The sequence below is a fragment of the Ningiella ruwaisensis genome (assembly GCF_004798935.1).
Taxonomy (GTDB): Bacteria; Pseudomonadota; Gammaproteobacteria; order Enterobacterales; family Alteromonadaceae; genus Glaciecola; species Glaciecola ruwaisensis.
Genome location: NZ_RAHT01000004.1, coordinates 52,968 through 73,881 on the forward strand (window position 1 = coordinate 52,968; position 20,914 = coordinate 73,881).

20 protein-coding genes are annotated in these 20,914 nt (G+C 43.8%); 13 read left to right on the forward strand and 7 right to left on the reverse strand.

From position 1 onward, the window contains the following. Positions 1 to 14 precede the first annotated feature (14 nt). Together D6V41_RS09310 and cyaY are read right to left on the reverse strand one after the other, a co-directional pair. Entirely contained in the window at positions 15 to 686 is a 672-nt protein-coding gene (locus tag D6V41_RS09310; protein ID WP_136251244.1) for an alpha/beta hydrolase, read from the reverse strand. A 36-nt stretch (positions 687 to 722) separates the two neighbouring features. After that, the gene (gene cyaY / locus D6V41_RS09315) at positions 723 to 1,049 is read right to left on the reverse strand and encodes an iron donor protein CyaY (protein ID WP_136251245.1); all 327 of its coding nucleotides are present in this window, start codon (positions 1,047 to 1,049) and stop codon (positions 723 to 725) included. Positions 1,050 to 1,155: 106 nt separating this feature from the next. Here cyaY and gmk point away from each other — a divergent pair, with 106 nt between their 5' ends. The 5 genes from gmk to trmH all read left to right on the forward strand — a co-directional run bounded on the left by gmk (position 1,156) and on the right by trmH (position 5,727). Next, complete coding sequence (gene gmk, locus D6V41_RS09320) at positions 1,156 to 1,794, forward strand: guanylate kinase (protein ID WP_136251246.1); 639 nt, start codon at positions 1,156 to 1,158, stop codon at positions 1,792 to 1,794. A 246-nt stretch (positions 1,795 to 2,040) separates the two neighbouring features. Next, positions 2,041 to 2,313 (forward strand): DNA-directed RNA polymerase subunit omega, encoded by a 273-nt coding sequence (gene rpoZ / locus D6V41_RS09325; RefSeq protein WP_136251247.1) that lies wholly within the window; start codon positions 2,041 to 2,043, stop codon positions 2,311 to 2,313. A gap of 173 nt (positions 2,314 to 2,486) precedes the next feature. Next, on the forward strand, positions 2,487 to 4,598 hold the full coding sequence (gene spoT, locus D6V41_RS09330) for a bifunctional GTP diphosphokinase/guanosine-3',5'-bis pyrophosphate 3'-pyrophosphohydrolase (protein WP_136251248.1): 2,112 nt from the start codon (positions 2,487 to 2,489) through the stop codon (positions 4,596 to 4,598). A 35-nt stretch (positions 4,599 to 4,633) separates the two neighbouring features. After that, positions 4,634 to 5,020, forward strand: coding sequence for a RidA family protein (locus D6V41_RS09335; protein ID WP_136251249.1), 387 nt, complete (start codon positions 4,634 to 4,636; stop codon positions 5,018 to 5,020). Positions 5,021 to 5,046: 26 nt separating this feature from the next. Continuing rightward, positions 5,047 to 5,727 carry a tRNA (guanosine(18)-2'-O)-methyltransferase TrmH gene (trmH, locus tag D6V41_RS09340; protein ID WP_136251250.1) on the forward strand — a complete coding sequence of 227 codons (681 nt, stop codon included), beginning with the start codon at positions 5,047 to 5,049 and terminating at the stop codon, positions 5,725 to 5,727. Positions 5,728 to 5,954: 227 nt separating this feature from the next. On the opposite strand, the gene D6V41_RS09345 is transcribed toward trmH, so the two are convergent. After that, complete coding sequence (locus tag D6V41_RS09345) at positions 5,955 to 6,929, reverse strand: virulence RhuM family protein/type II toxin-antitoxin system death-on-curing family toxin (protein WP_136251251.1); 975 nt, start codon at positions 6,927 to 6,929, stop codon at positions 5,955 to 5,957. A 298-nt stretch (positions 6,930 to 7,227) separates the two neighbouring features. Beyond that, positions 7,228 to 8,400, reverse strand: coding sequence for a hypothetical protein (locus tag D6V41_RS09350; RefSeq protein ID WP_136251252.1), 1,173 nt, complete (start codon positions 8,398 to 8,400; stop codon positions 7,228 to 7,230). Between the two features lie 381 nt (positions 8,401 to 8,781). Here D6V41_RS09350 and D6V41_RS09355 point away from each other — a divergent pair, with 381 nt between their 5' ends. Then, on the forward strand, positions 8,782 to 8,982 hold the full coding sequence (locus tag D6V41_RS09355; RefSeq protein WP_136251253.1) for a hypothetical protein: 201 nt from the start codon (positions 8,782 to 8,784) through the stop codon (positions 8,980 to 8,982). 10 nt (positions 8,983 to 8,992) lie between these two features. After that, positions 8,993 to 10,342 carry a group II intron reverse transcriptase/maturase gene (ltrA, locus tag D6V41_RS09360; protein WP_136251254.1) on the forward strand — a complete coding sequence of 450 codons (1,350 nt, stop codon included), beginning with the start codon at positions 8,993 to 8,995 and terminating at the stop codon, positions 10,340 to 10,342. A gap of 46 nt (positions 10,343 to 10,388) precedes the next feature. Here the strand turns inward: ltrA and D6V41_RS09365 are convergent, their stop codons facing one another. Further along, positions 10,389 to 11,492 (reverse strand): SIR2 family protein, encoded by a 1,104-nt coding sequence (locus D6V41_RS09365; protein ID WP_136251255.1) that lies wholly within the window; start codon positions 11,490 to 11,492, stop codon positions 10,389 to 10,391. A 576-nt stretch (positions 11,493 to 12,068) separates the two neighbouring features. Here D6V41_RS09365 and D6V41_RS09370 point away from each other — a divergent pair. Continuing rightward, positions 12,069 to 12,707: a peroxiredoxin-like family protein gene (locus tag D6V41_RS09370; RefSeq protein WP_136251256.1), complete on the forward strand. Its 639-nt coding sequence runs from the start codon at positions 12,069 to 12,071 to the stop codon at positions 12,705 to 12,707. 483 nt (positions 12,708 to 13,190) lie between these two features. Here the strand turns inward: D6V41_RS09370 and D6V41_RS09375 are convergent, their stop codons facing one another. Further along, on the reverse strand, positions 13,191 to 14,633 hold the full coding sequence (locus tag D6V41_RS09375) for an NADP-dependent isocitrate dehydrogenase (RefSeq protein ID WP_136251257.1): 1,443 nt from the start codon (positions 14,631 to 14,633) through the stop codon (positions 13,191 to 13,193). Positions 14,634 to 14,881: 248 nt separating this feature from the next. Between D6V41_RS09375 and D6V41_RS09380 the strand changes: the two genes are divergently transcribed. Beyond that, entirely contained in the window at positions 14,882 to 15,793 is a 912-nt protein-coding gene (locus D6V41_RS09380) for a LysR family transcriptional regulator (RefSeq protein WP_136251258.1), read from the forward strand. A gap of 51 nt (positions 15,794 to 15,844) precedes the next feature. Here D6V41_RS09380 and D6V41_RS09385 read toward each other — a convergent pair whose 3' ends face one another. Continuing rightward, positions 15,845 to 16,144, reverse strand: a complete 300-nt coding sequence (locus D6V41_RS09385; protein WP_136251259.1) for a hypothetical protein — start codon at positions 16,142 to 16,144, stop codon at positions 15,845 to 15,847. Between the two features lie 224 nt (positions 16,145 to 16,368). Here D6V41_RS09385 and recG point away from each other — a divergent pair, with 224 nt between their 5' ends. The 4 genes from recG to D6V41_RS09405 all read left to right on the forward strand — a co-directional run bounded on the left by recG (position 16,369) and on the right by D6V41_RS09405 (position 20,911). Beyond that, positions 16,369 to 18,444 carry an ATP-dependent DNA helicase RecG gene (gene recG / locus D6V41_RS09390; protein ID WP_136251260.1) on the forward strand — a complete coding sequence of 692 codons (2,076 nt, stop codon included), beginning with the start codon at positions 16,369 to 16,371 and terminating at the stop codon, positions 18,442 to 18,444. 102 nt (positions 18,445 to 18,546) lie between these two features. Beyond that, on the forward strand, positions 18,547 to 19,545 hold the full coding sequence (locus D6V41_RS09395; protein ID WP_136251261.1) for a 2-hydroxyacid dehydrogenase: 999 nt from the start codon (positions 18,547 to 18,549) through the stop codon (positions 19,543 to 19,545). Continuing rightward, positions 19,539 to 20,381: a class I SAM-dependent methyltransferase gene (locus D6V41_RS09400; protein ID WP_241664504.1), complete on the forward strand. Its 843-nt coding sequence runs from the start codon at positions 19,539 to 19,541 to the stop codon at positions 20,379 to 20,381. Before D6V41_RS09395 ends, D6V41_RS09400 begins: the two co-directional genes overlap by 7 nt. A gap of 56 nt (positions 20,382 to 20,437) precedes the next feature. Further along, complete coding sequence (locus D6V41_RS09405; RefSeq protein WP_136251263.1) at positions 20,438 to 20,911, forward strand: peroxiredoxin; 474 nt, start codon at positions 20,438 to 20,440, stop codon at positions 20,909 to 20,911. Positions 20,912 to 20,914 lie beyond the last annotated feature (3 nt).

Here is a 20,914-nt window from a genome sequence, read left to right on the forward strand (position 1 = left end):
ATTTCACCCTGCGATTAAGCTAAGTGTGCCTGTATAAAACGAGATATATCCTTTATTTCCGGCATACAAACGTTGTGCTGCATTACGTATTCTTTCCATTCTACAGAATAATCATTCTCTTTCAGCGTTTGGTAAGCACTTCGTCCCAAAAACAAGGGAACAACCTCATCCTGCTGACCATGACAAAATAGAATGGGGACATGCTGATTGGCATCGTGTTTCTCATCCTGCAAAGTGGCCGGTTCGCACATGTAGGTTGAAAGCGCCACAATGCCTGCTAAAGGCTGGTCAAAGCGTGTGCCTAGATGCAGGGCAATGACGCCTCCCTGAGAAAATCCTGCCAGCAGTATTTTAGAAGATGAAATGCCTTGTGATATTTCATGCTCGATGAGAGCTTTTACCTGCTCAGCTGATTCCTTCACGCCATCCACGTCTGCTCTGCTTTCCATGTCCATCGACTTAATGTCATACCAAGCGCGCATTTGCATACCATTATTTATGGTAACTGGTCGAACAGGCGCATGGGGAAAGATAAATTTTATTCCGAGTTCGTCTGGCAATTTCAACTCAGGCGCGATTGGTGCAAATCCATGACCAGAATCCCCTAAACCATGCAACCAGATAACGCTTGCCTTGTGCGTGCCGTTTGCCTCTTGAATCACGCAATCAAGCATTTGTTCACTCATATGTTTTCCTTATCTATTGCTTGCTTATTCGCTGTCTTAGTTCTGCTGAAGCTTAAGTTCAACCTGGGTGCCTGCCTGTCGGCTCATTGCTTCATCCAAAAAGCGATAAAACTCTGCGCCTGTGCGCTCGTCAATCCAGGTTCCGTCCGTGTAGTTGAAGTGATGGCCATTGAATTTAGTGGCGACCCATAGCTGATGTAATGGCGGTTGTTTATTGAGTATGATCTTAGACTGATCGGGCAATATGATTGTTAATATGCCTTCAGCACTTTCATAATCAACATCGATGTCCAGGTCGTCGAGAGATTCCTCGATTTGAAGCAACAAATCATCAACAAGCTGATGGTAAACCGCATCTTTCATGATATGAGTCCTATAGTGAAATGATATTTTACGTCCGCATGTTCGAATCGCTATGTTATCATAGCGCGCTCTTTTACTACCACACTAAAGCGAATAAGATCGATTTATGCTAAACGTTCTTGGAAATCTATTTATTGTTGCTGCACCGTCTGGAGCAGGTAAATCTAGCCTCATATCCGCACTTTTAGCGCAATCTCAACGTCATTCTCTAATTAATCAAGCGCAACTTTCGGTTTCTCATACCACTCGTGCGCCCAGAGAGGGTGAAATTGATGGGCAGCATTATCATTTTGTTGATGTAGAGAAATTTGAGTCACTCATCGCGCAACAAGCCTTTTACGAATATGCCAAGGTATTTGATAATTATTATGGAACCTCTATTGCAGCTATTAGCGATAAACTCAAGCAAGGCGTTGACGTATTTTTAGATATTGATTGGCAAGGGGCGCGTCAAATCAAGGCGCTAAACCCAGAAGTGAGTAGTATTTTTATTTTACCACCGTCGATAGAGGCCTTGCGTGAGCGTTTAGTTGGCAGAGGAAAGGACGCGCAGGCCGTGATTGATAAGCGTATGCAGCAAGCCGTTTCAGAAATGTCGCATTACAATGAGTTTGATTATCTGATTGTAAATGATGATTTTGATACGGCACTTGCCGAGTTAACGAGTATAGTAAACGCAACATCTTTAAAAACGCTAAAACAAACCCAGCGTCACGGCGATTTGCTCACGCAGTTACTAGCATAATGCGGCAGAGGCAACGGTTGAGGCAATGTAAATATTCACGATGATATATTTGGCATTTAAGTTTATTAATGCTATGCGTTTTAAGATTTTTGCTATATAATCCACGCCCTTTTTGGGCATTGGTGTTTAAAAAGTGTGTAAAACCAAGCTCATTCGACTATTACTTCAAGTAACTATTTTTTAAAGTAGCTATTTCTTAGACTAATAGTGTATTAAATAACGAATTCATAAATAACGGAGCATTTCATGGCACGTGTAACAGTAGAAGATGCAGTAGATAAAATCGGCAACCGCTTTGACTTGGTTTTGGTTGCGGCTCGTCGAGCGCGTCAAATCGCCACTGAAGGAAAAGATCCTCTCGTGGAGATGGGAAACGACAAGCCTACTGTTGTTGCTTTACGCGAGATTGAGCAGGGCTTGGTTAATGCAGAAACAGTCGAAGCAACTGACTTGCAAGACCAGCGCGAACAAGAAGCGGCCGAATTCGCCTCTGTAGCAAGTATTTTAGCGAACAGCTAAGCAAAAACAGCACCGCTAAAACCCTGCTGTAAAGAAATATGAAAAAACGTCGACTGGTTCGGCGTTTTTTGCGTTTGCATGTTGGCAAAATAAACGTATTCTTAAGCTTTGACAAATCAGCTATGGCCTAAGCATAGGCTTACGTTTAACTTTATAAGAATAAAAGACATTTTGTGTATCTGTTTGAAGGTTTAAAAGCAAAAATAAGCGCGTATTTAACGCCAGAGCAGGTTGATATGGTGCAGGCAGCTTACGTGCTTGCGCGTGACGCTCACGAAGGCCAGACACGCTCGTCTGGCGACCCATACATTACCCATCCTGTTGCGGTTAGCGGTATTCTTGCTGATATGCGCTTAGACTACGAAACGCTGATGGCAGCGCTTCTGCACGATGTTATAGAAGATACTGAATACTCAAAAGAAGACTTATCCCTTGCCTTTGGTGAAACAGTAGCTGAATTAGTCGAAGGCGTAAGTAAATTAGATAAACTTAAATTTGGTAGCAAGCAAGAAGCGCAAGCTGAAAACTTTCGCAAAATGCTGATGGCAATGGTGCAAGACATTCGCGTGATCTTAATCAAGCTGGCAGACCGAACCCATAATATGCGAACCCTTGGCGCTCTTAGACCTGACAAACGCCGGCGCATTGCCCTTGAAACAATTGAAATCTACGCGCCACTGGCGCATCGTTTGGGTATACACGATATCAAAAATGAGCTTGAGAATTTGGGCTTTCAAGCCATGCATCCCATGCGCCATCGGGCGCTCAAATCTGCAGTCACGCAAGCTCGGGGAAATCGTAAAGAAGTAATCGAAAAAACCCGAAAAGAATTAGAACAACGCCTGGCAGATTTTGATATTCAGGGGCGCGTCGTCGGGCGAGAAAAACACCTGTATTCCATTTATCGTAAAATGAAAAATAAAGAATTGTCTTTTACCGAAGTGATGGATATTTACGGATTTCGCGTCATCGTTGATACGGTAGATAATTGCTATCGTGTACTTGGTGCAATTCACGGCCTTTATAAACCGATTGAGAATCGCTTTAAAGACTATATTGCTATACCACGCAGTAATGGCTATCAATCCCTACACACCTCTTTAAAAGGCCCCCACGGCATTCCGGTTGAAGTACAAATTCGTACAGAAGATATGGACCATATGGCGGATAAAGGGGTAGCTGCGCACTGGTTGTATAAAGAAACAGATGATAAGGGAACCACTGCTCAGTTACGGGCGAATCAATGGGTGCAGTCGTTGGTGGAATTGCAACAGCGCTCATCTACGTCAGTTGAATTTATCGAAAGCGTTAAATCCGACCTGTTCCCGGATGAAATATACGTATTCACGCCAAAAGGGAAAATTATTGAACTGCCTACGGGTGCCACGGCGGTTGATTTTGCCTATGCTGTGCACTCTGATGTAGGCAACACCTGTGTCGGCGCGAGAGTAGAGCATCGAAACTATCCTTTACACAAACCGCTTGAAAATGGCCAAAGCGTCGAAATTATCACCTCGCCGCGCGCTAAACCTAATGCCAACTGGCTTAATTTTGTGGTGAGCGCTCGAGCTCGTTCCAATATCCGTCATTATCTGAAACGCCAACATGCGCATGATGCCACCAACATGGGAAATCGCTTGCTCCGGCATGCGCTTGGTACAATAAAATTAGATGAGATCCCTCAATCCGATATTGATCGTGTGGTTGAAGAAACCAAGTATCAAAGCTTTGAGGAATTGCTTGCCAATATAGGGATGGGAAATGAAATCAGCGCCATGATTGCAAGGCGTTTAGTGGGTGAAAATACCGAAATTCCTGAGAAGAAAAGCAAAGTAGCGATTAAAGGCACTGAAGGGCTTATGGTCCATTTTTCGCGATGCTGTCATCCCATTCCTGATGATGAAATTGTCGCCATTCTAAGCCCTGGCAGAGGGGTGGTCATTCATCAAACCGGCTGCACGAATATTCGCAAGCTCAGCAGAGAAGAACCAAACCGTGTCTTGCCTATGCTTTGGGATGACGACCCTCAAGGTGAGTTTAAAGCTTCACTAAGACTTGAGCTTATTAATCGTCAAGGCACACTTGCTGCGCTTACTGCAGCCATTGCGTCCTGCAACTCCAGTATCATTAATTTACAAACTGAAGATAGAGAAGATAATCATTACGTGATAGATGTAGAGCTAACCACTCAAAATCGCTTGCACCTTGCCAATATAATGCGCAAAATTCGCGCCTTGCCTGAATTGCAAAATATTTCTCGTCATAGTCAGTACAAACCTCGGTAAGCCTTCGGCTTACGCTAAATTTCAAGGAATTTTCTATGTCTAAATCTGTGATCCAAACCACCAATGCCCCCGAAGCGATTGGTACCTATAGCCAAGCGGTAAAATCATGCAGCACAGTCTATTTGTCGGGTCAGATACCACTGGTTCCAAGCACTATGGCGATGGTGTCTGAAGAGTTTGAAGCGCAAGCTGTGCAAGTGTTTGAAAATATTCAGGCGGTTGTGAAAGCGGCCGGTGGCACCATGAGCAATCTTGTTAAAATCAATATTTATCTGACAGATCTAGGTGAATTCGCCAAGGTAAATGAAGTAATGGCGCGTTATTTTAAACAGCCATACCCGGCTAGAGCCGCTGTGCAGGTCAGCGCCTTGCCCAAGGGTGCTCAGATTGAGATAGACGGTGTAATGGTGCTGCCTGAATAAGGGCGTGTGTTTCAATGAATCAATGCATGACTTTTGAGCGTCACCAGAAAATACGTGAAATACTGCGCTTGCGTCAGCCTGATTTAAGTCTATTGCTTGAGGAAGTTCACAAGCCACACAATGTAAGCGCCATAGTGAGAAGTGCTGATGCCGTAGGTGTACACAAAATTCACGCCGTATGGGAGCATAATCGAGCAATGCGGAAAGGCACCGCTATGGGCGCACAAATATGGGTAAAAACACATACCCATAAAAGTACTGAAGCAGCAATCACGCACCTTAAAAATCAGGGTATGCAGGTTCTGGTGACCCATCTTGACGATACGGCGGTGGATTTTAGGCAAATCGATTATACCAAGCCAACCACTATTATATTGGGTCAGGAAAAACACGGCGCTACCGATGAAGCTGTTGCGCTGGCAGATCAATCCATTATTGTGCCCATGGTAGGCATGGTGCAGTCACTCAATGTGTCTGTCGCGGCCGCAATTATTCTGTATGAGGCGCAAAGGCAAAGAGAAGCCGCCAGTATGTATGCCTCTAACCGCTTGTCTGAACAAGAAGCCCAGAAAATTCTATTTGAGGGTGGCTTTCCGGTACTGCATAAAGAGGTGAAACGCCGGGGCCTTGAGTATCCGAGGGTGGATGAAAACGGCTGCATCGATGCACCAGATTCCTGGTGGCAAGCCCTTCAATATTCTACATAAACTAGATCAGAATAAGCTTAACTTATAAAGGCAATTTGCATTATGAGGCTGGAAATAGCAATTTTAAGTGTCGTTGCAATATGTCTGTTTTGTGCAAAATCGGGTTGGATTTTTTGTAGTCTTAATCAAATTAAACTTCTGGTTTGTTCGCATTGCGGCATCTCAGACTTTACAAACTTAAAAAGCGCGATGTGCTTGAAATTTAGCCCGGTTTAAACAACAGGCGGTCATTCATTTGATTCCCTTGTCGCTAAAAGGTTTTCAATTAATCTAATGATTGTATCTTTTTCGTTTGGGTCTGACTCCGCAACTAGCAACGTCGTTGCTGCTAGGCCGGTATCGTTAATTACTGGCTCAAAAGCGCTGTTGTATAGTCGATTATTACGGTTGAGAAAATCTACAAACAAGAAAGCAGCAGTTCGTTTATTGCCATCACTGAATGGGTGATTTTTGACAACAAAGTAGAGCAAATGTGCCGCTTTTGACTCTACCGTTGGATAGGCTGGCTCTCCGAACACCGTCTGTTCTAAATTCCCCCAAATTGAGCTTAAACCGTTTTCACGCTCACTAGCAAACAGCTCTGTCGCTTCGCCCTTTTCCATTAATTGACGCTTAAGCTCACCAATTGCAAGCTTTATATCAGAGAGCGCTGAGAGCGTACCACCTGGAGAACCTTTCGGCTCGGTGAGCATACCTTCATCGTATTGTTGTAGCCATAAAAAGGTAGATGTGTATTTACCTATAATGTCAACTAGGCCAGCTCCAAATTCGCTGTTTCTTGGTAGACTAGCAGCGCGTTTAACAAGCTTTAGCGCACTTTCCAGTTCAGCGGCATTCTTACTTAGACGGTCTTCATTTAGTGTGTAGCCTCTCAATAAGTGCTGTTTGAGAGTTTTGGTTGCCCACTGGCGAAACTTGACACCTTGTTTTGACTTCACACGGTAGCCAACTGAAATAATGACATCGAGCGAATAGAGGTTTACGGGCTTATCTGAATTAGCAATATGCATTTTTTGCATATTGCTTTCTTTTTCTAATTCGCCTTCTTTGAACACATTGTTTGTATGCCTCGAAATAACAGATTGATCACGGTCAAACAACTCAATTAATTGAGTCTGAGTAAGCCATACTGAGTCTTCATTAACAGAGACGTCTAGGTTAATGCTTCCGTCATCACTTTGATAAACCTCAACTTCGTTCACTTTCTATCTCTCTATTCTTTTGACTTGCCAACTCAGTGTGTAGTTTATTGTACTGTAAGTCCACTGTCCTTTGAGGTGGAAAATCATGTTGCGAAGGTACGTTTTACAAACCTTATGTACAAATTATTGGATAATCGTTCCAAGAAAGAACAATCTGAACTTACGCTGTGTTCGCATAGCGGACTCTGAGTATTTTTAAAAATTACAAAACTTTTTATCGTCAACTTGGTCTGGTTTAGAAAATAACCGGCGCAGCTTTGATGCGTCCGGCGCCGAAGGTGCGAAGTTGATTGACCTGTTAGCTTTCTTCTATAAGTAAGTAACCCCATATGTGTCCTTCAAAAATTGATTTTTCTTCTTGTGGGTATAGGTGTACATAAAGGTATCTTTCTGATGGATCAAAGCCGGAGACTATTCTATCTACGTTATAGTAATAATTCTCTTCGACCACCCCAACTTGTTCTGAATCGAGAGAAGGCTCTTTAAACACGGGCTTATCTATATATATAGGCGGCGCTGGTATCGACTTTTCTATTTTAGGATATCTTCTACTTGAATCCATCTCTTGTTTTTTTAGTAGAAAATCAATGAGCAAATCTAGGCAATAATTGAAATTTTCAATATTAAGCTCATTGGCAATAAAGGTGCTTGAGTACTCAAAATGCCATTGATCTTTTTCAGTTCTAACAACTTCAGGAGTTAGTCGTCGAAAATTTTCGATATCTACGGTACTAGCACCTATCTCCATACAGTCGGTCTTTAATTGATCATTGTTGATTTGAATGTAGTCGATTGGCTTACTTACATTCTTAGCAATCCATTGCTTGTTCCTCGTCCAATAATGAGCCTTCATTCCTCCCGAGGCGCCCAGACTAAGTGAGCCCAGCAACCCATTGTCATTCTCATCTCGATCACGAAATGCATAAACACAATATTCGTATTCATATGAAGTGAAAAATGCTTTGCGCAGACCAATTAGAGCATCAAGGTACTTTTCTTGCTCCGATAGCGAAATAGACTCTTTAATCATATCTTTAGCTTCCCCGTCCTTTAAGATGTCGGTAAGAAATATTTCACTTAACTTGGCACCTACAACCTTTTCTAGTAAAGAGTCGACGAAAGTTACAGCAACATTGAAATAATTCACAACGGAAGCGGGCTCCGCTAATTGCCCATAATGTTTAGAAATTACCCTTTGCTTGTTTAGTGCTTTAATAGTGCCAGACTTTATGATTGGAATTTTCTGTTTCTTCAGTTCCCCAAGTAATTCGTCAAAAGATTTAGATTCCAACGCTCTCTGCTCATCAATGTCTAACTCGTCTAAAGCTGCCAACACAACTAACTCAACGAAGTCCTGCAAAAGAATTATTCCTGCAGTACAGGCATGCTTATCACCTGAATTAGCTAAGTATTTGGTTTCACGATAAATGGACTTAGCGACCATTAATGTATGTAAAGTTGATGTCTTCATCTTAATCCTGTTTTGAAAGCTAACGCTAAGCTCAGGAGCGACTCGCGAAGCGAGCCGTCCCCTGCAGCGCCTTGTGTACGCCCAGCATGGGCATGAACTAATGAGGTGAAAGTCCTCTGTAGGAAGATCACCGTTGTTTAACACACTGTTATTCAACGCGAACTACTAGCGAATGGCAAGGGCTAAATCGTGAGAGATAGTCTGGAGGAAGCCGCTAGCAAATCTGCGAGCTGATGGACAAGAACATCATATGAGGCGTAGGCTGAAGGTGAGTTGGCACAAGACAACGAAACCATGTGATCTAACGGCCACCGTAAATGATGCAGCAGTGCAGAGACAGTCCATGCTCTTATCTGGGGAGATCTGCTCTAAGAGCGATCGGTGAATACCAGTAAGGCTCTGGTATACAAGTGCCTTGGCGCAGAGGAAACGCATCATCCACTGCGAGCGAATTCGATGCAAACCGATAGCGCTGTTACAGGTAACTGTGGCGGTGATAGAGCAGAAGTCAGCAGACGGCATAGTAGCCAAATGCCCAGCGTAATGGCTGGGACACGGCCAAGGCCGGAACATTTAGAATAAAGGAGGAGCCTTGTCAGACTTGAACACACGAATGCCGTCCGGTAGTGACGTGACTCAGCGTACTGATGAGCAGCCAGCCTTTAGCGCAGATCTACTCGAACTTTTTCTCCAGCCTTCCAATCTTGTGTCGGCATGGAAGCAGGTTCGAGCCAACAAAGGGGCCGCTGGCATTGATGGCATGACCATTGATGACTTCCCCGCTTGGGCAAACGCCGGAAACTGGAAACGTGTTATGACTGCGCTTCGCTCAGGCCAATACCAACCTTCACCGGTGAAACGCGTTGAGATTGACAAACCTGATGGCGGAAAACGTCAATTAGGGATCCCAACTATCGTTGACCGTGTTATCCAACAAGCGATTGCCCAAGTCCTTACGCCTATTTTCGACCCAACCTTCTCAGATAATAGTTTTGGGTTCAGGCCACATCGAAATGGGCAACAAGCAGTGAAGCAGGTAAACAGCATTATCAAAACGGGACGCCGTTTTGCCGTAGATGTTGATCTGTCTAAGTTCTTTGACCGCGTTAATCACGATTTACTCATGACCTACCTTGGCTACAAAGTGAAGGATAAGCGACTGCTTAAACTGATTAAACGATACTTACGAGCTGGGATTCTCTGCAAAACCAAAGGGGATAACCAGTTTTATAGTAAGAGTCGAGAAGGTGTTCCTCAGGGCGGGCCATTATCGCCGCTGTTGGCAAACATCATGCTAGACCCATTGGACAAAGAGCTTGAGAAACGGGGTCACGAATTTGCACGATATGCGGACGATTTTACCATACTGGTAAAGACGCCCCGTTCGGGTGAACGCGTGCTCAACAGTATCAGCAGATTCCTGCGCCACCGCTTGAAGTTAGTTGTTAATACAACCAAAAGCCACGTCGTTAAAACCAGTGAAAGCAAATTCCTTGGATTTACCTTCAAGGCAGGCCGCATTCAATGGCATCCTAAGACCCTGATGAAGTTTAAGCAACAGGTTCGACGATTAACGAACCGCAACTGGGGCGTATCGATGCAATACCAACTCTTTAAACTCAGTCAGTATTTACGAGGCTGGATAAATTACTTTGGTATCGCCAGTGGATATCAGCGCTGTGTAGAACTGGATCACTGGATCCGGCGCAGAGTGAGAATGGCTTACTGGCGTCAGTGGCGAAAACCACGCACTAAGGTACGAAACTTAATGAGACTGGGCGTGCATGTTCAAGCTGCGGTAGCGTGTGGTATCACCAGCAAAGGGCCATGGCGTAGTGCAAAATCTCCGGGGATCAATCAAGCATTATCACTTGATTACCTAAAATCCGAAGGGCTTTATTCACTACGTGATGGATGGGTTGCGCTTCACTACCCTAAATGAAACGCCCTGTGCGGAGCCGCATGCAGGGTGTTGTGGGGGCTGGAGGCTAGATACCTCCGGCTACCCGATTAGCTGAAAGCAGCTCATCGAAAACTTTAGATTTTACAAAGCGCTCAAAAGTATATTCATGGTAATCGACATTTTTTGCCAACCCTTCATACCTGTGCTTGAGATCTTTGGCTCGGCTTTTATTGATAACAATAATTTTTCCATCGTCCGAAAAACAACGTCTTATCAACGCACGGATATGAACATCTGCCTCAGGAAACGAATATCCAATAAAAACTAATTGTTTAGCGTTACCTACTAAATAGGATGCCTCATCATAAAGCTTGCTGAAGATAAAGTTATGGTTGCTTTTGATATGCGTTGGCATTTGAAGTAAAGAAGAGAGTCGATTACCATCAAAGGGGCACTCTGTCACCTGGGCATCCATAAATGACCTAAAAGAGTTGAGCTTGAGATTGAACTCGTGCTGCCAAGGTGTAAGTGCTATTTGTCCGCAGCATGTGCAGTACTTCCAATTTAGACTACCGTGCAATTTGATTAGTTTAAGTCTAGTGACGTTTTTATAATTAAAGTTTTCGGTGGGCTTTTTCGGGTCAATCCACCAATCAAACGGCACCCCTGCTTCTGGATGTCTAAAATTCACAAAGTCAAGACAGTAGTCAATTAAACATTCAGGGTATATTGAATCAAAAGCCTCGTCGGCTAGAGTGTCGTAGTTTGTTGTGATGACACCAACCTCTGGATCTATTTTAGCGATCTTTCGCCAAAACTTTCCGAATAGCTCGCTTCTCTTCGTATTTTTGCTGATAAGATAGTGTACGACTTTGGTGAAATCTGCCTTTATCTCCAGAAGCTCTTTTACTCCCCACTCTCGAGATAACGAGATCTCATTCTTGATAAAGAACTCAATGAAACCGAACACTTCTTCAAGGGAGGGCTCTTGCTCCCCTTGAGCAAAATGCTCAGTAAGAAACCTACGAAGGCGCTTTGCTGTATCTGAATTTTTAAGCTGAGGGTCTGTATCCCTAATTATCTGAGGCAGTATATCCGCCTGCAATGGAACGCCATCAGCATAAGAAGCACCAGCACCAAATATGAACACGGTCGAGGGCTTGTCATTTTGTACCGGTAACACTTCCATTCTCTTGAACTATCCTCTCAGCTAACAACTTATTATGAAGGTCGCATAGTAACAACAACACTCGTTCATTACGCCACGGCCTTATAATTATTTGATATCAACAGCTTACAATCTTTTTAACCATAAATCGCAGCAGTTTTTCTTGGATTATTATGCATGCATCGTAACCCCACTCCTACGTTATTTATTTAGTAATTAAAAACAGACACTTAATAAGAAGTCGATTTAGTAATTACGGATTTAAGATACATGCATAGTAATCACAAGGTCAAAACAACTTCTAAACACTTGCCAATATTGCTCCATGGACCACTTGTGCTTTTTTAAGGTGAGGTTAATTGAACATCTCGAGTGCTATTAAATAAAAAAGGAGTCAACTTCCCCTTTGTCTCATTAGTACCATTTCGCAAATCCCCGAATATTGGCTTCCAACCAACTGATACTTTTGGCTGTTCAATTACATTTAGCAATATCCAACCCTAGATTGCAAATAGCCCTTATAAATTTTTTTGGCAACGAAAGGAAACAGGCAAAGACTCGGTCTGTAAGTTCGGAATATAAGTTAAGGAATAAATCATGTTAAGAATACTGGCTACTCTGTTTTTACTGAATATAGTTGTGGCTCCCGTTTCAGCACTCGATAGAAGCACCATTGCGGATAAAGCAGAAAATGTCACGCCACTTCTCAACGGCATGACAGTGCCTAATGCAAAGGTAAAAACTGCTGATGGTAGCCCACTAAGCTTGCCCGCATTAATCATGCAAAAGCCAAGCGTGATTGTGTTTTATCGTGGTGGCTGGTGTCCATACTGTTCTCGTCAGTTGGCCGAATTAAAAAGCATAGAATCTGCACTTATTGAAGAGGGCTATCAGATTTTAGCGATTTCGCCTGAAACGCCTGAAAAGCTTCAATCTCAGAAATTGGAGACCGAATTTGCTGCCACACTAATTTCGGATGCTCAGCTTAATGCGATCCGCGGTTTTGGCATTGGTTTTTATGTGCCAAACGATACTCGCGAGCGATACAAAACCAAAATGCAAATCGAATTAAGCGCTGATGAAACCGATCAAGCAGTGTTGCCGGCACCTGCCATCTTTATCACGGATACCTCTGGTAAGATTGTATTTAACTATGTAAATCCAGACTTTAAAACGCGTCCATCAGCAGAATTGGTGCTTAGCGCAGCGAAACTGCTAAAGCAAAACGATAAATAATTATCAGTGCCACGAGCCGCATAAGCTTGCAGATTTAGTTAAGACTGTTAAACAGATTGCTGGCTTATGCTTGTAGCGGATTCTCGATGTGGCCACTTACTGCATGCAAAAAAAGTTAAGGGGTGCATTATTGGTAAGATGAAGAAGATAATTATATCTACGCTAAACAAGTAACTATTGCAGAGCAAAAAACTGTAAAGCAGTGCATAGCTTAGAGCACTCTTTTGGTGATTGCTACGGCATTCTAATGACCGAGTTTGAGTAGATTTGATTGCATCTTGACTACCTGCATAGATAAAAAGTAGCGCAATGAATAGATAAAAAGAGAGGGATAATTCCATTTAATTACACGACTTATAGCTACGAGTAATTATAAAGCTAGCATGTACTGAAAATTCAGTAAATGCCAGATAGAGTATAAAGTCAGAAAGAAACCTAAAAATACGAGGCCATTACCCAAGTAATGGCCTGATTTTAAGACTCTCAGCCGTGCACGGCAGCATATCCCGGTTCGCCATCAAAATTGTATAGATTTTCAGTTTTGATCACGTCGAACCCGGCATCATGAAGGCGGATCTGTAAGGCCAAAAGCTCGGCAAAATCAATTTCATCTTCACTGGTCATAAAGCGGCAGCGCCAATGATCAACGCAGTAAGTTTCTTCAAAGCCTTGTGGCCAGACTTTTACACCACGATTGGTAATCAGCTTCAAACTCAGGGACTTTCTGCCTGTTTTTGCGAGCGCTTCGCCAAGCTCTGCGGGTGCGCCATTTTGCCATTGCAAAAATACATCCATTCCAACCAGTTGCTTCTTACTTGGCGCTTTATGCCCGACCACTGGTAGCTTAAGTGGCTGACTCGAACTATAATTTGGCGCAGGTAATTGTTTAGGAGACTGCCCTAATTTGCTTATCACAGCATCAGCAAATGCCTGAGTGCCAAGTTTCGCTTTGCTCATGCCTTCTTTAAAAATATCTGCCGTGTGCAAACCTTCTTCAAGCGTTACCAGCCAGGCATGATGAATTTTCTCAGCCACATCAGACTGCCCGATATGATTAAGCATTTGGATTGCACCGTGTAACAAACCTGAAGGATTTGCGACATCTTGATTTGCCAAGTCGGGTGCTGAACCATGAATGGCCTCGAACATTGCACATTGATCACCAATATTTGCTGAACCTGCCATGCCTACTGAACCTGCTATTTGGGCAGCCACATCAGAAATGATATCTCCATACAGGTTGGGCATCACAATAACATCAAAATTTTCAGGGGTATCGGCAACGCGCGCTGCACCAATATCCACTATCATGCTGTCGTGTTGAATATCGGGATATTCTGCGGCAATTTCTTTAAATACGCTATGAAACAACCCGTCGGTAAGTTTCATAATGTTGTCTTTAACAAAACAGGTAACCCGTTTGCGCCCCTGCTGTTTGGCATACTCAAATGCATATCTAACAATGCGCTCACACCCAGGGCGAGTAATGAGTTTTAAGCATTGATAGACCTCCTCAGTTTGACGATGCTCTATGCCGGCATACAAGTCTTCTTCATTTTCGCGCACAATAACCAAGTCCATTTCAGGGTGCTTGGTGCGTACAAAAGGTGAATAAGCCACACAAGGACGTACGTTAGCAAATAGTCCGAGGGCTTTTCGCATGCTGACATTTAAACTTTTATAACCACCGCCCTGTGGCGTAGTGATTGGGGCTTTTAGAAAAACTTTTGTTCGGCGCAACGATTCCCATGCAGATGCTTCAATGCCATTGCTTTGTCCACTTAAATAAACTTTTTCGCCTATCTCAATGGTTTCGGTGGCGATGTTAGCACCAGCTGCATCTAGCATTTTAAGTGTGGCTTCCATAATTGAAGGGCCAATTCCATCACCGTAAGCAATTGTGATTGGGGTAGGGGTCTGAGACATATTTACTCCGTCGTTTATTACAGTTTTTGTTGTTTGCCTTGTTACTTCGGTTTTTGCACGTCTGAGCGCGGCAAATCAAGTGTCATAACCGGCTTGTGATTGTTTAAGCGCATTGTATTGATTATTTTCATTAGTAATAATAGATTTATATAGGTATATGTATAGTTAATAATAGATGATTTGTTAAAGCGGTGCTTAAAACCGCTGTTTGTTTCAACTTACTCAAAATATAAAAAAGGAAGATCCCTATGAGCTGGCAACGCCGCTTCCACACCCGTCAAACTACATTCAGACAGCTTGAAATTTTTATGCGCGTTGCCGAAGATGCAAGCGTGACTAAAGCGGCAAAACACCTGCATCTGGCGCAACCTACCGTATCAACGCAAATCGCTAAATTAGCTGAAGCACTTAAAGTCACGCTATTTGAGCAGGTAGGTAAACGACTATTTCTTACCGATGTGGGCAAAGATGTGCTTGAGGCGACGCGTGAATTATTCAATGTCATGGACAGTTTGGAAATGCGCCTTGCAAAAAGAGAAGGGCTATCTTTGGGTCAATTGCGAATTAGCGTCGTCACTACCGCCAAATATCTGATTCCAACCTACTTAGGTGAATTTTGCCAGATGTATAAAGACATTGAGCCAGAATTTCAGGTAGGTAATCGAGCGGAAATTATTGAACGATTGAAACGCAACGCGGATGACATATATGTGTTCAGTAATCCACCGCGAGAGCTCGATATCGAGGCGCAGTTACTGACAAAAAATCCACTTACGGTTATTGCAAAAAAAGACCACCCGCTAGCGCATCGCAAATCCATCCAGTGGGACTTGCTGAAAGAGGAACGTTTATTGATGCGTGAAATGGGCTCAGGCACGCGCTATGCTATCGAGAAACACTTTACTCAGCATCAATTGCCCATGAATAAGATGGTTACAATTGCCAGTAATGAAGCAATTAAAGAATCGGTGATGGCAGGCCTTGGCATTGCTATTGTAAGCCAGCATGCGCTCAATCACATGGCGCCTGGCAATTTAGTTGAGTTGCCGGTTGATGGCTTTCCAATCGCAAACTCGTGGTATTGGGTTTACCCAAAAGGAAAGCATCTTTCACCGGCTGCAATAGCATTTAAACAGCATGTTGAAATGCGCTTGCGCTAAGCGCTAAACTCTTGTCATTAACCATTTGATGACAGAATTGAGCTTAATTAATTAGCATTCTGCCAGCGTTACAGGTGTGCCGATATATGTCAGGTAAAGATAGGTCACATCGCCAAAGGCCTGCGTGGCGCTAGATACTTGCACATTAATAATCGCATTCGCATCGCTTGGCGCCTGGGCGGCAAAGTGGTTAATGATATCTTGATAATCTGCACGCTTACGCTCAAACATACCCACCACAATGCCGCGCTCAGAGATTTCGACAGTGCCGGTAAACTGGATCATGTTAAAGCTTTCGACTATGGCCAGATTGTCGGGCAGCGCACTGCCGGTATAAATCATTCTTTGCATAAAGTCTCCTAAGGGCTGGTTAAATAAAATCGCTAATCATCTATTATCGGACATATTTGAAATTGATAAAGGCTTGGCTCATGGCAAGTACTGGCAAAGACAAAATTGTGTCTCGCTGTAAAAGCATCATTCTGCGCTTTGGAACAGGTGTCATGTTGCAATTTGTTTGTTAATCTATGTGTTATTCGCTAAAACCTAGCTAAAACCACATTGAATTCAGTTAGATGCAGTCACTCATTGATACACCAGTAACCACGCTTAAAGGAGTGGGTGCAAAAGTTGCTGAAAAGCTCGAAAAACTGGGCCTTCGAACGCTGCAAGACGTGATTTTTCATTTGCCTTTACGCTATGAAGATAGGACAAGACTCTATCCTATCGCCGATCTTCATGCCTATCTGCATGTTTGTGTGCAAGGAGAGGTACAAAGCGCAGATATTAAATATGGTCGAAAGCGCATGCTGGTGGTAAGAATAAGCGACGGCACCGGTAGCATAAATTTGCGTTTTTTTCACTTTTCTGCCGCGCAGTTGAAGGGATTTGGCACAGGTACGACTATTCGCGCTTTTGGTGAGGTGCGAGCAGGTCCAGCGGGCTTTGAAATGGCGCACCCTGAATACAAAACCGTTACAGATGGTTCCAGCGCTGGAATGGAGGATTCTCTAACGCCGGTTTATCCAACAACCGAAGGAGTGAATCAGCTTACCCTACGCAAATTAAGTGCTCAAGCACTCGCGCAGCTTGAAAAGGGCGCTTTGCCCGATTATTTGCCCGCTAATTTATATCCTAATCAGCTTCAGCTGAAAGATGCCTTAAATTTGGTGCATCGTCCGCCGCCAGATGTCGCACTTGATCAGTTAGCAGAAGGCCAGCATCCCGCGCAAAAGCGTTTAATCATTGAAGAATTGTTAGCGCATCATTTGAGCATGTTAAAAGTACGAGGCCAGGCAAAACAAGATCCAGGATTTAGCGTGACAAAAGATGATGCGCTTACTCAAAAATTTTTATCCACCTTGCCGTTTTCGCCCACCCAGGCGCAGCTGCGTGTGGTAAGCGAAATTGAGAAAAATCTTGCCTCAGGCGAGCCAATGATGCGCTTGGTTCAGGGCGATGTTGGTTCGGGTAAAACGCTTGTTGCCGCATTGGCTGCCTTGTCGGTAATAAGTGCAGGTTATCAGGTTGCGCTTATGGCACCTACCGAATTGCTTGCAGAGCAGCATGCAAACAATTTTTCAGCTTGGTTAGGTCCGTTGGGAATAAGCGTTGGCTGGCTGGCGGGAAAGCTTAAAGGAAAGGCGAGAAGCGATACACTCGAACAACTAAAAGCCGGTAATATTCAAATGTTATTGGGCACGCATGCTATCTTTCAAAGCGCTGTTGAATATAAAAATCTGGCGATGGTGATTGTAGATGAGCAGCACCGCTTTGGTGTTCATCAGCGACTCGCGCTTCGTAAGAAAGGTGAGGCGCAAGGCAAGTATCCCCATCAGCTTATCATGACAGCTACGCCAATACCGCGCACACTCGCTATGACGGCCTATGCGGACCTTGATACAAGCATTATAGATGAGCTACCGCCAGGGCGCACGCCTGTAAAAACAGTGGTTTTGCCCGATACACGCCGAAGCGACATAATTGACAGGGTTCGCCAATCCGCCCTCGTCGATAAGCGGCAAATTTACTGGGTATGCACTCTGATTGAAGAGTCAGAAGTCTTGCAGTGTCAGGCGGCTGAAGACACGGCAGTGGGTCTTCGTACCGCCTTACCTGATTTGCGGGTGGGCTTAGTGCATGGTCGGCTCAAATCGCAAGAAAAACAGGCAATAATGGATGCTTTTAAATCTGGCGAAATTGATCTCTTGGTAGCCACCACGGTTATTGAAGTAGGGGTGGATGTACCAAACGCCAGTTTAATGATTATTGAAAATCCGGAGCGTTTAGGTCTTGCGCAACTTCATCAGTTAAGAGGACGAGTGGGGCGCGGCTCAATCGAAAGTCATTGCGTGCTGATGTATTCCACTCCGCTTTCAAAAACGGCAAGCAAGCGCCTTGCGGTGTTGCGCGAGTCAAATGACGGGTTTTATATCGCCGAGAAAGATTTGGAAATCCGTGGGCCTGGCGAGCTGTTAGGCACCAAGCAAACCGGGGTAGCAGACCTTAAAATCGCCGATTTGGTCAGGGACGCTCATATGGTTGAGGATATAAAACCGCTTGCGGAAACCGTGTGGTACAAGCACCGCAATAACGCTTTAAAGCTCATCGACCGCTGGCTACCCTATCGCGATGATTATAGTAATGCTTAAATCAACTCAGCGTAAGTCAAAAGATAAGTCGGACTTTGCTTGAACAATGCACGCAAGTGGCTACAATCTTTGTTTATTCACCTCTAGCCTCAGGGTTAAGACATGCGCGTAACAGTGTTCAGTAGCCAAACTTATGACAAGGAATTTTTTATTGCGCACATTCGCGCGATAAGTGCTGACATCGACTTTGATTTTCAGGAAGCGAAACTAACGGATCAAACCGCCATTTTAGCCAAAGACGCCGATGCAATATTAGTGTTTGTGAATGATCATCTTGATCGCTCGGTTATTGATCAGCTAATAAGCTTTGGCATTAAGCATGTAGCGCTGCGCTGCGCAGGGTATAACAATGTTGATGTTGAATACGCCAAAGAGCAGGGAATGAGCGTATCGCGCGTGCCAGCCTACTCACCTCAAGCGGTTGCCGAGCACACTATAGCACTGATGATGTCACTAAATCGCAAGCTGCATAAAGCTTATAACCGTGTTAAAGAAAGTAACTTTGATTTAAACGGGCTCTTAGGCTTTACCTTGCATCATAAAAAAGTTGGTGTTATCGGTACAGGCAAAATCGGTCAGTCGGTCGTTAACATTTTACAAGGCTTTGGTTGCGATATTCTTTGCTACGATATTGAAGAGAGTGAGCAGATAAAACAGACCAATGCACAATATACCTCCTTAGAATCATTGGTTACACAAAGTGATATCATCACCTTGCATTGCCCTTTAACCCCTGAAACCGAGCATCTTATCAATGATGAGCGCATCGAAAAAATGAAAGAGGGAGTGATGATTATCAACACCTCTCGCGGTAAATTGATTGATACAAAAGCCGTAATTAAAGGCATTAAGAGTAAAAAAATCGGTTATTTGGGCTTGGATGTGTATGAGCAAGAAGAAGACCTGTTTTTCAAAAATCGTTCGAGTGAAATCATCGATGATGATGTGTTTCAGCGTCTGTTGACCTTTCCCAATGTTTTGATCACGGGGCATCAGGGCTTTTTTACCCAAGAGGCACTTGAAGAGATTGCAGAAACCAGCATTAATAATCTGCTGAATTTTAATAAAGACGAGCGAAACGAGAGCTGCTTTTTGTGCTAAATACCGCAAGCGATCTTAAAACCGTTATCTTAATTGAGGATATTGGCAGTATTAGCGCACATGAGCGAGCGTTAGCGCTTGCCAAGAAGACGGGCTTTGAGGTTTATAAAGCGAATCCGCAAAATGCAGCTCGCAATTTTACCACAGCACAATGGCAATTGGTCTTCAGTGAAAAAGGGCTCGCGTTGCGCTTAACAAGCGAATCGCAGTGGTCAGACATTTGTATCGACTTTAGCTCCAGTGCGCTTCAATATCGCAAACAGCACGGTGGAGGCAAAGCAGAAGCCATTGTCAAAGCAGTTGGAATAAATAAACAAAAAAGTAGTGATGCGCTGCTTCGCGTGCTTGATTGCACCGCCGGAATGGGAACCGATAGCTTTGTAATGGCGTGCGCTGGCGCGGATGTCACTATGCTAGAGCGCAGCGTCCACATTGCTTCGCTATTAGAAGATGCCTTATTTCGATTTGAGCAAAGTGCAGATCCATTAAGTCAACGGCTTCGTCTCATAAAAGAAGACGCCTATCACTTTTTGTCTCTTAGGGCCTTAAGTGAGGATGAAACTCAAGATAAGTTTGATGTTATATATTTGGACCCTATGTTTCCACACAGAAAAAAATCTGCCTTAGTAAAAAAAGAAATGCAGGCCTTTCAAAGACTTTTAGGCGAAGATACAGATAGTGAGCGAGTGCTCACATTGGCTTTACAATCTGCGAATAAGAGAGTGGTGGTAAAACGACCTAACAGTGCTGCCCCTTTAGCCTGTGAACAAAAACTAAAACCGTCTACTGAAATACGATCGAAAAAGCATCGCTTTGACGTATATGTTCTGTCTTAGTGCTATCAGACACTGCGTTTGCCACGTCATTTATTAATAACAGTAAAGGAAAAACGATGATAAAAGTTGGTGATAAACTCCCGGAAGCGAAATTCAGCATGCTTGATGATGGAGATATGAAAAATCCTACTACGAAAGACTTATTTGCCGGTAAAAAAGTTGTGCTTTTTGCGGTACCAGGGGCGTTTACACCAACCTGCTCACAAGCTCACCTTCCCGGATATGTTGCACTTGCCGACAAGATAAAGGCGAAAGGCGTAGAGGAGATTATCTGCTTATCGGTAAACGATGCCTTTGTAATGGATGCATGGGGTAAGGCCTCAAATGCAGAACACATTATCATGCTTGCAGATGGTAACGGCGCATTCTGCAAAGCCATGGGCCTTGATATGGACACCGACAGTTTTGGTGGTGTGCGCTCGCAACGATTCAGTATGCTTATTGAAGATGCAACGGTGAAAGCGTTAAATGTAGAAGATGCCGGGCGCTTTGAAGTCTCAGATGCAGAAACCATGCTGGCGATGTTGTAAGAA

Excerpts from the sequence above, each read along its gene's own strand:
- D6V41_RS09310 (WP_136251244.1), bottom strand. The coding sequence starts at position 686 with ATGAGTGAACAAATGCTTGATTGCGTGATTCAAGAGGCAAACGGCACG.
- cyaY (WP_136251245.1), bottom strand. The coding sequence starts at position 1,049 with ATGAAAGATGCGGTTTACCATCAGCTTGTTGATGATTTGTTGCTTCAA.
- gmk (WP_136251246.1), top strand. The coding sequence starts at position 1,156 with ATGCTAAACGTTCTTGGAAATCTATTTATTGTTGCTGCACCGTCTGGA.
- rpoZ (WP_136251247.1), top strand. The coding sequence starts at position 2,041 with ATGGCACGTGTAACAGTAGAAGATGCAGTAGATAAAATCGGCAACCGC.
- D6V41_RS09335 (WP_136251249.1), top strand. The coding sequence starts at position 4,634 with ATGTCTAAATCTGTGATCCAAACCACCAATGCCCCCGAAGCGATTGGT.
- trmH (WP_136251250.1), top strand. The coding sequence starts at position 5,047 with ATGACTTTTGAGCGTCACCAGAAAATACGTGAAATACTGCGCTTGCGT.
- D6V41_RS09350 (WP_136251252.1), bottom strand. The coding sequence starts at position 8,400 with ATGAAGACATCAACTTTACATACATTAATGGTCGCTAAGTCCATTTAT.
- D6V41_RS09365 (WP_136251255.1), bottom strand. The coding sequence starts at position 11,492 with ATGGAAGTGTTACCGGTACAAAATGACAAGCCCTCGACCGTGTTCATA.
- D6V41_RS09370 (WP_136251256.1), top strand. The coding sequence starts at position 12,069 with ATGTTAAGAATACTGGCTACTCTGTTTTTACTGAATATAGTTGTGGCT.
- D6V41_RS09375 (WP_136251257.1), bottom strand. The coding sequence starts at position 14,633 with ATGTCTCAGACCCCTACCCCAATCACAATTGCTTACGGTGATGGAATT.
- D6V41_RS09380 (WP_136251258.1), top strand. The coding sequence starts at position 14,882 with ATGAGCTGGCAACGCCGCTTCCACACCCGTCAAACTACATTCAGACAG.
- D6V41_RS09385 (WP_136251259.1), bottom strand. The coding sequence starts at position 16,144 with ATGCAAAGAATGATTTATACCGGCAGTGCGCTGCCCGACAATCTGGCC.
- recG (WP_136251260.1), top strand. The coding sequence starts at position 16,369 with ATGCAGTCACTCATTGATACACCAGTAACCACGCTTAAAGGAGTGGGT.
- D6V41_RS09395 (WP_136251261.1), top strand. The coding sequence starts at position 18,547 with ATGCGCGTAACAGTGTTCAGTAGCCAAACTTATGACAAGGAATTTTTT.
- D6V41_RS09405 (WP_136251263.1), top strand. The coding sequence starts at position 20,438 with ATGATAAAAGTTGGTGATAAACTCCCGGAAGCGAAATTCAGCATGCTT.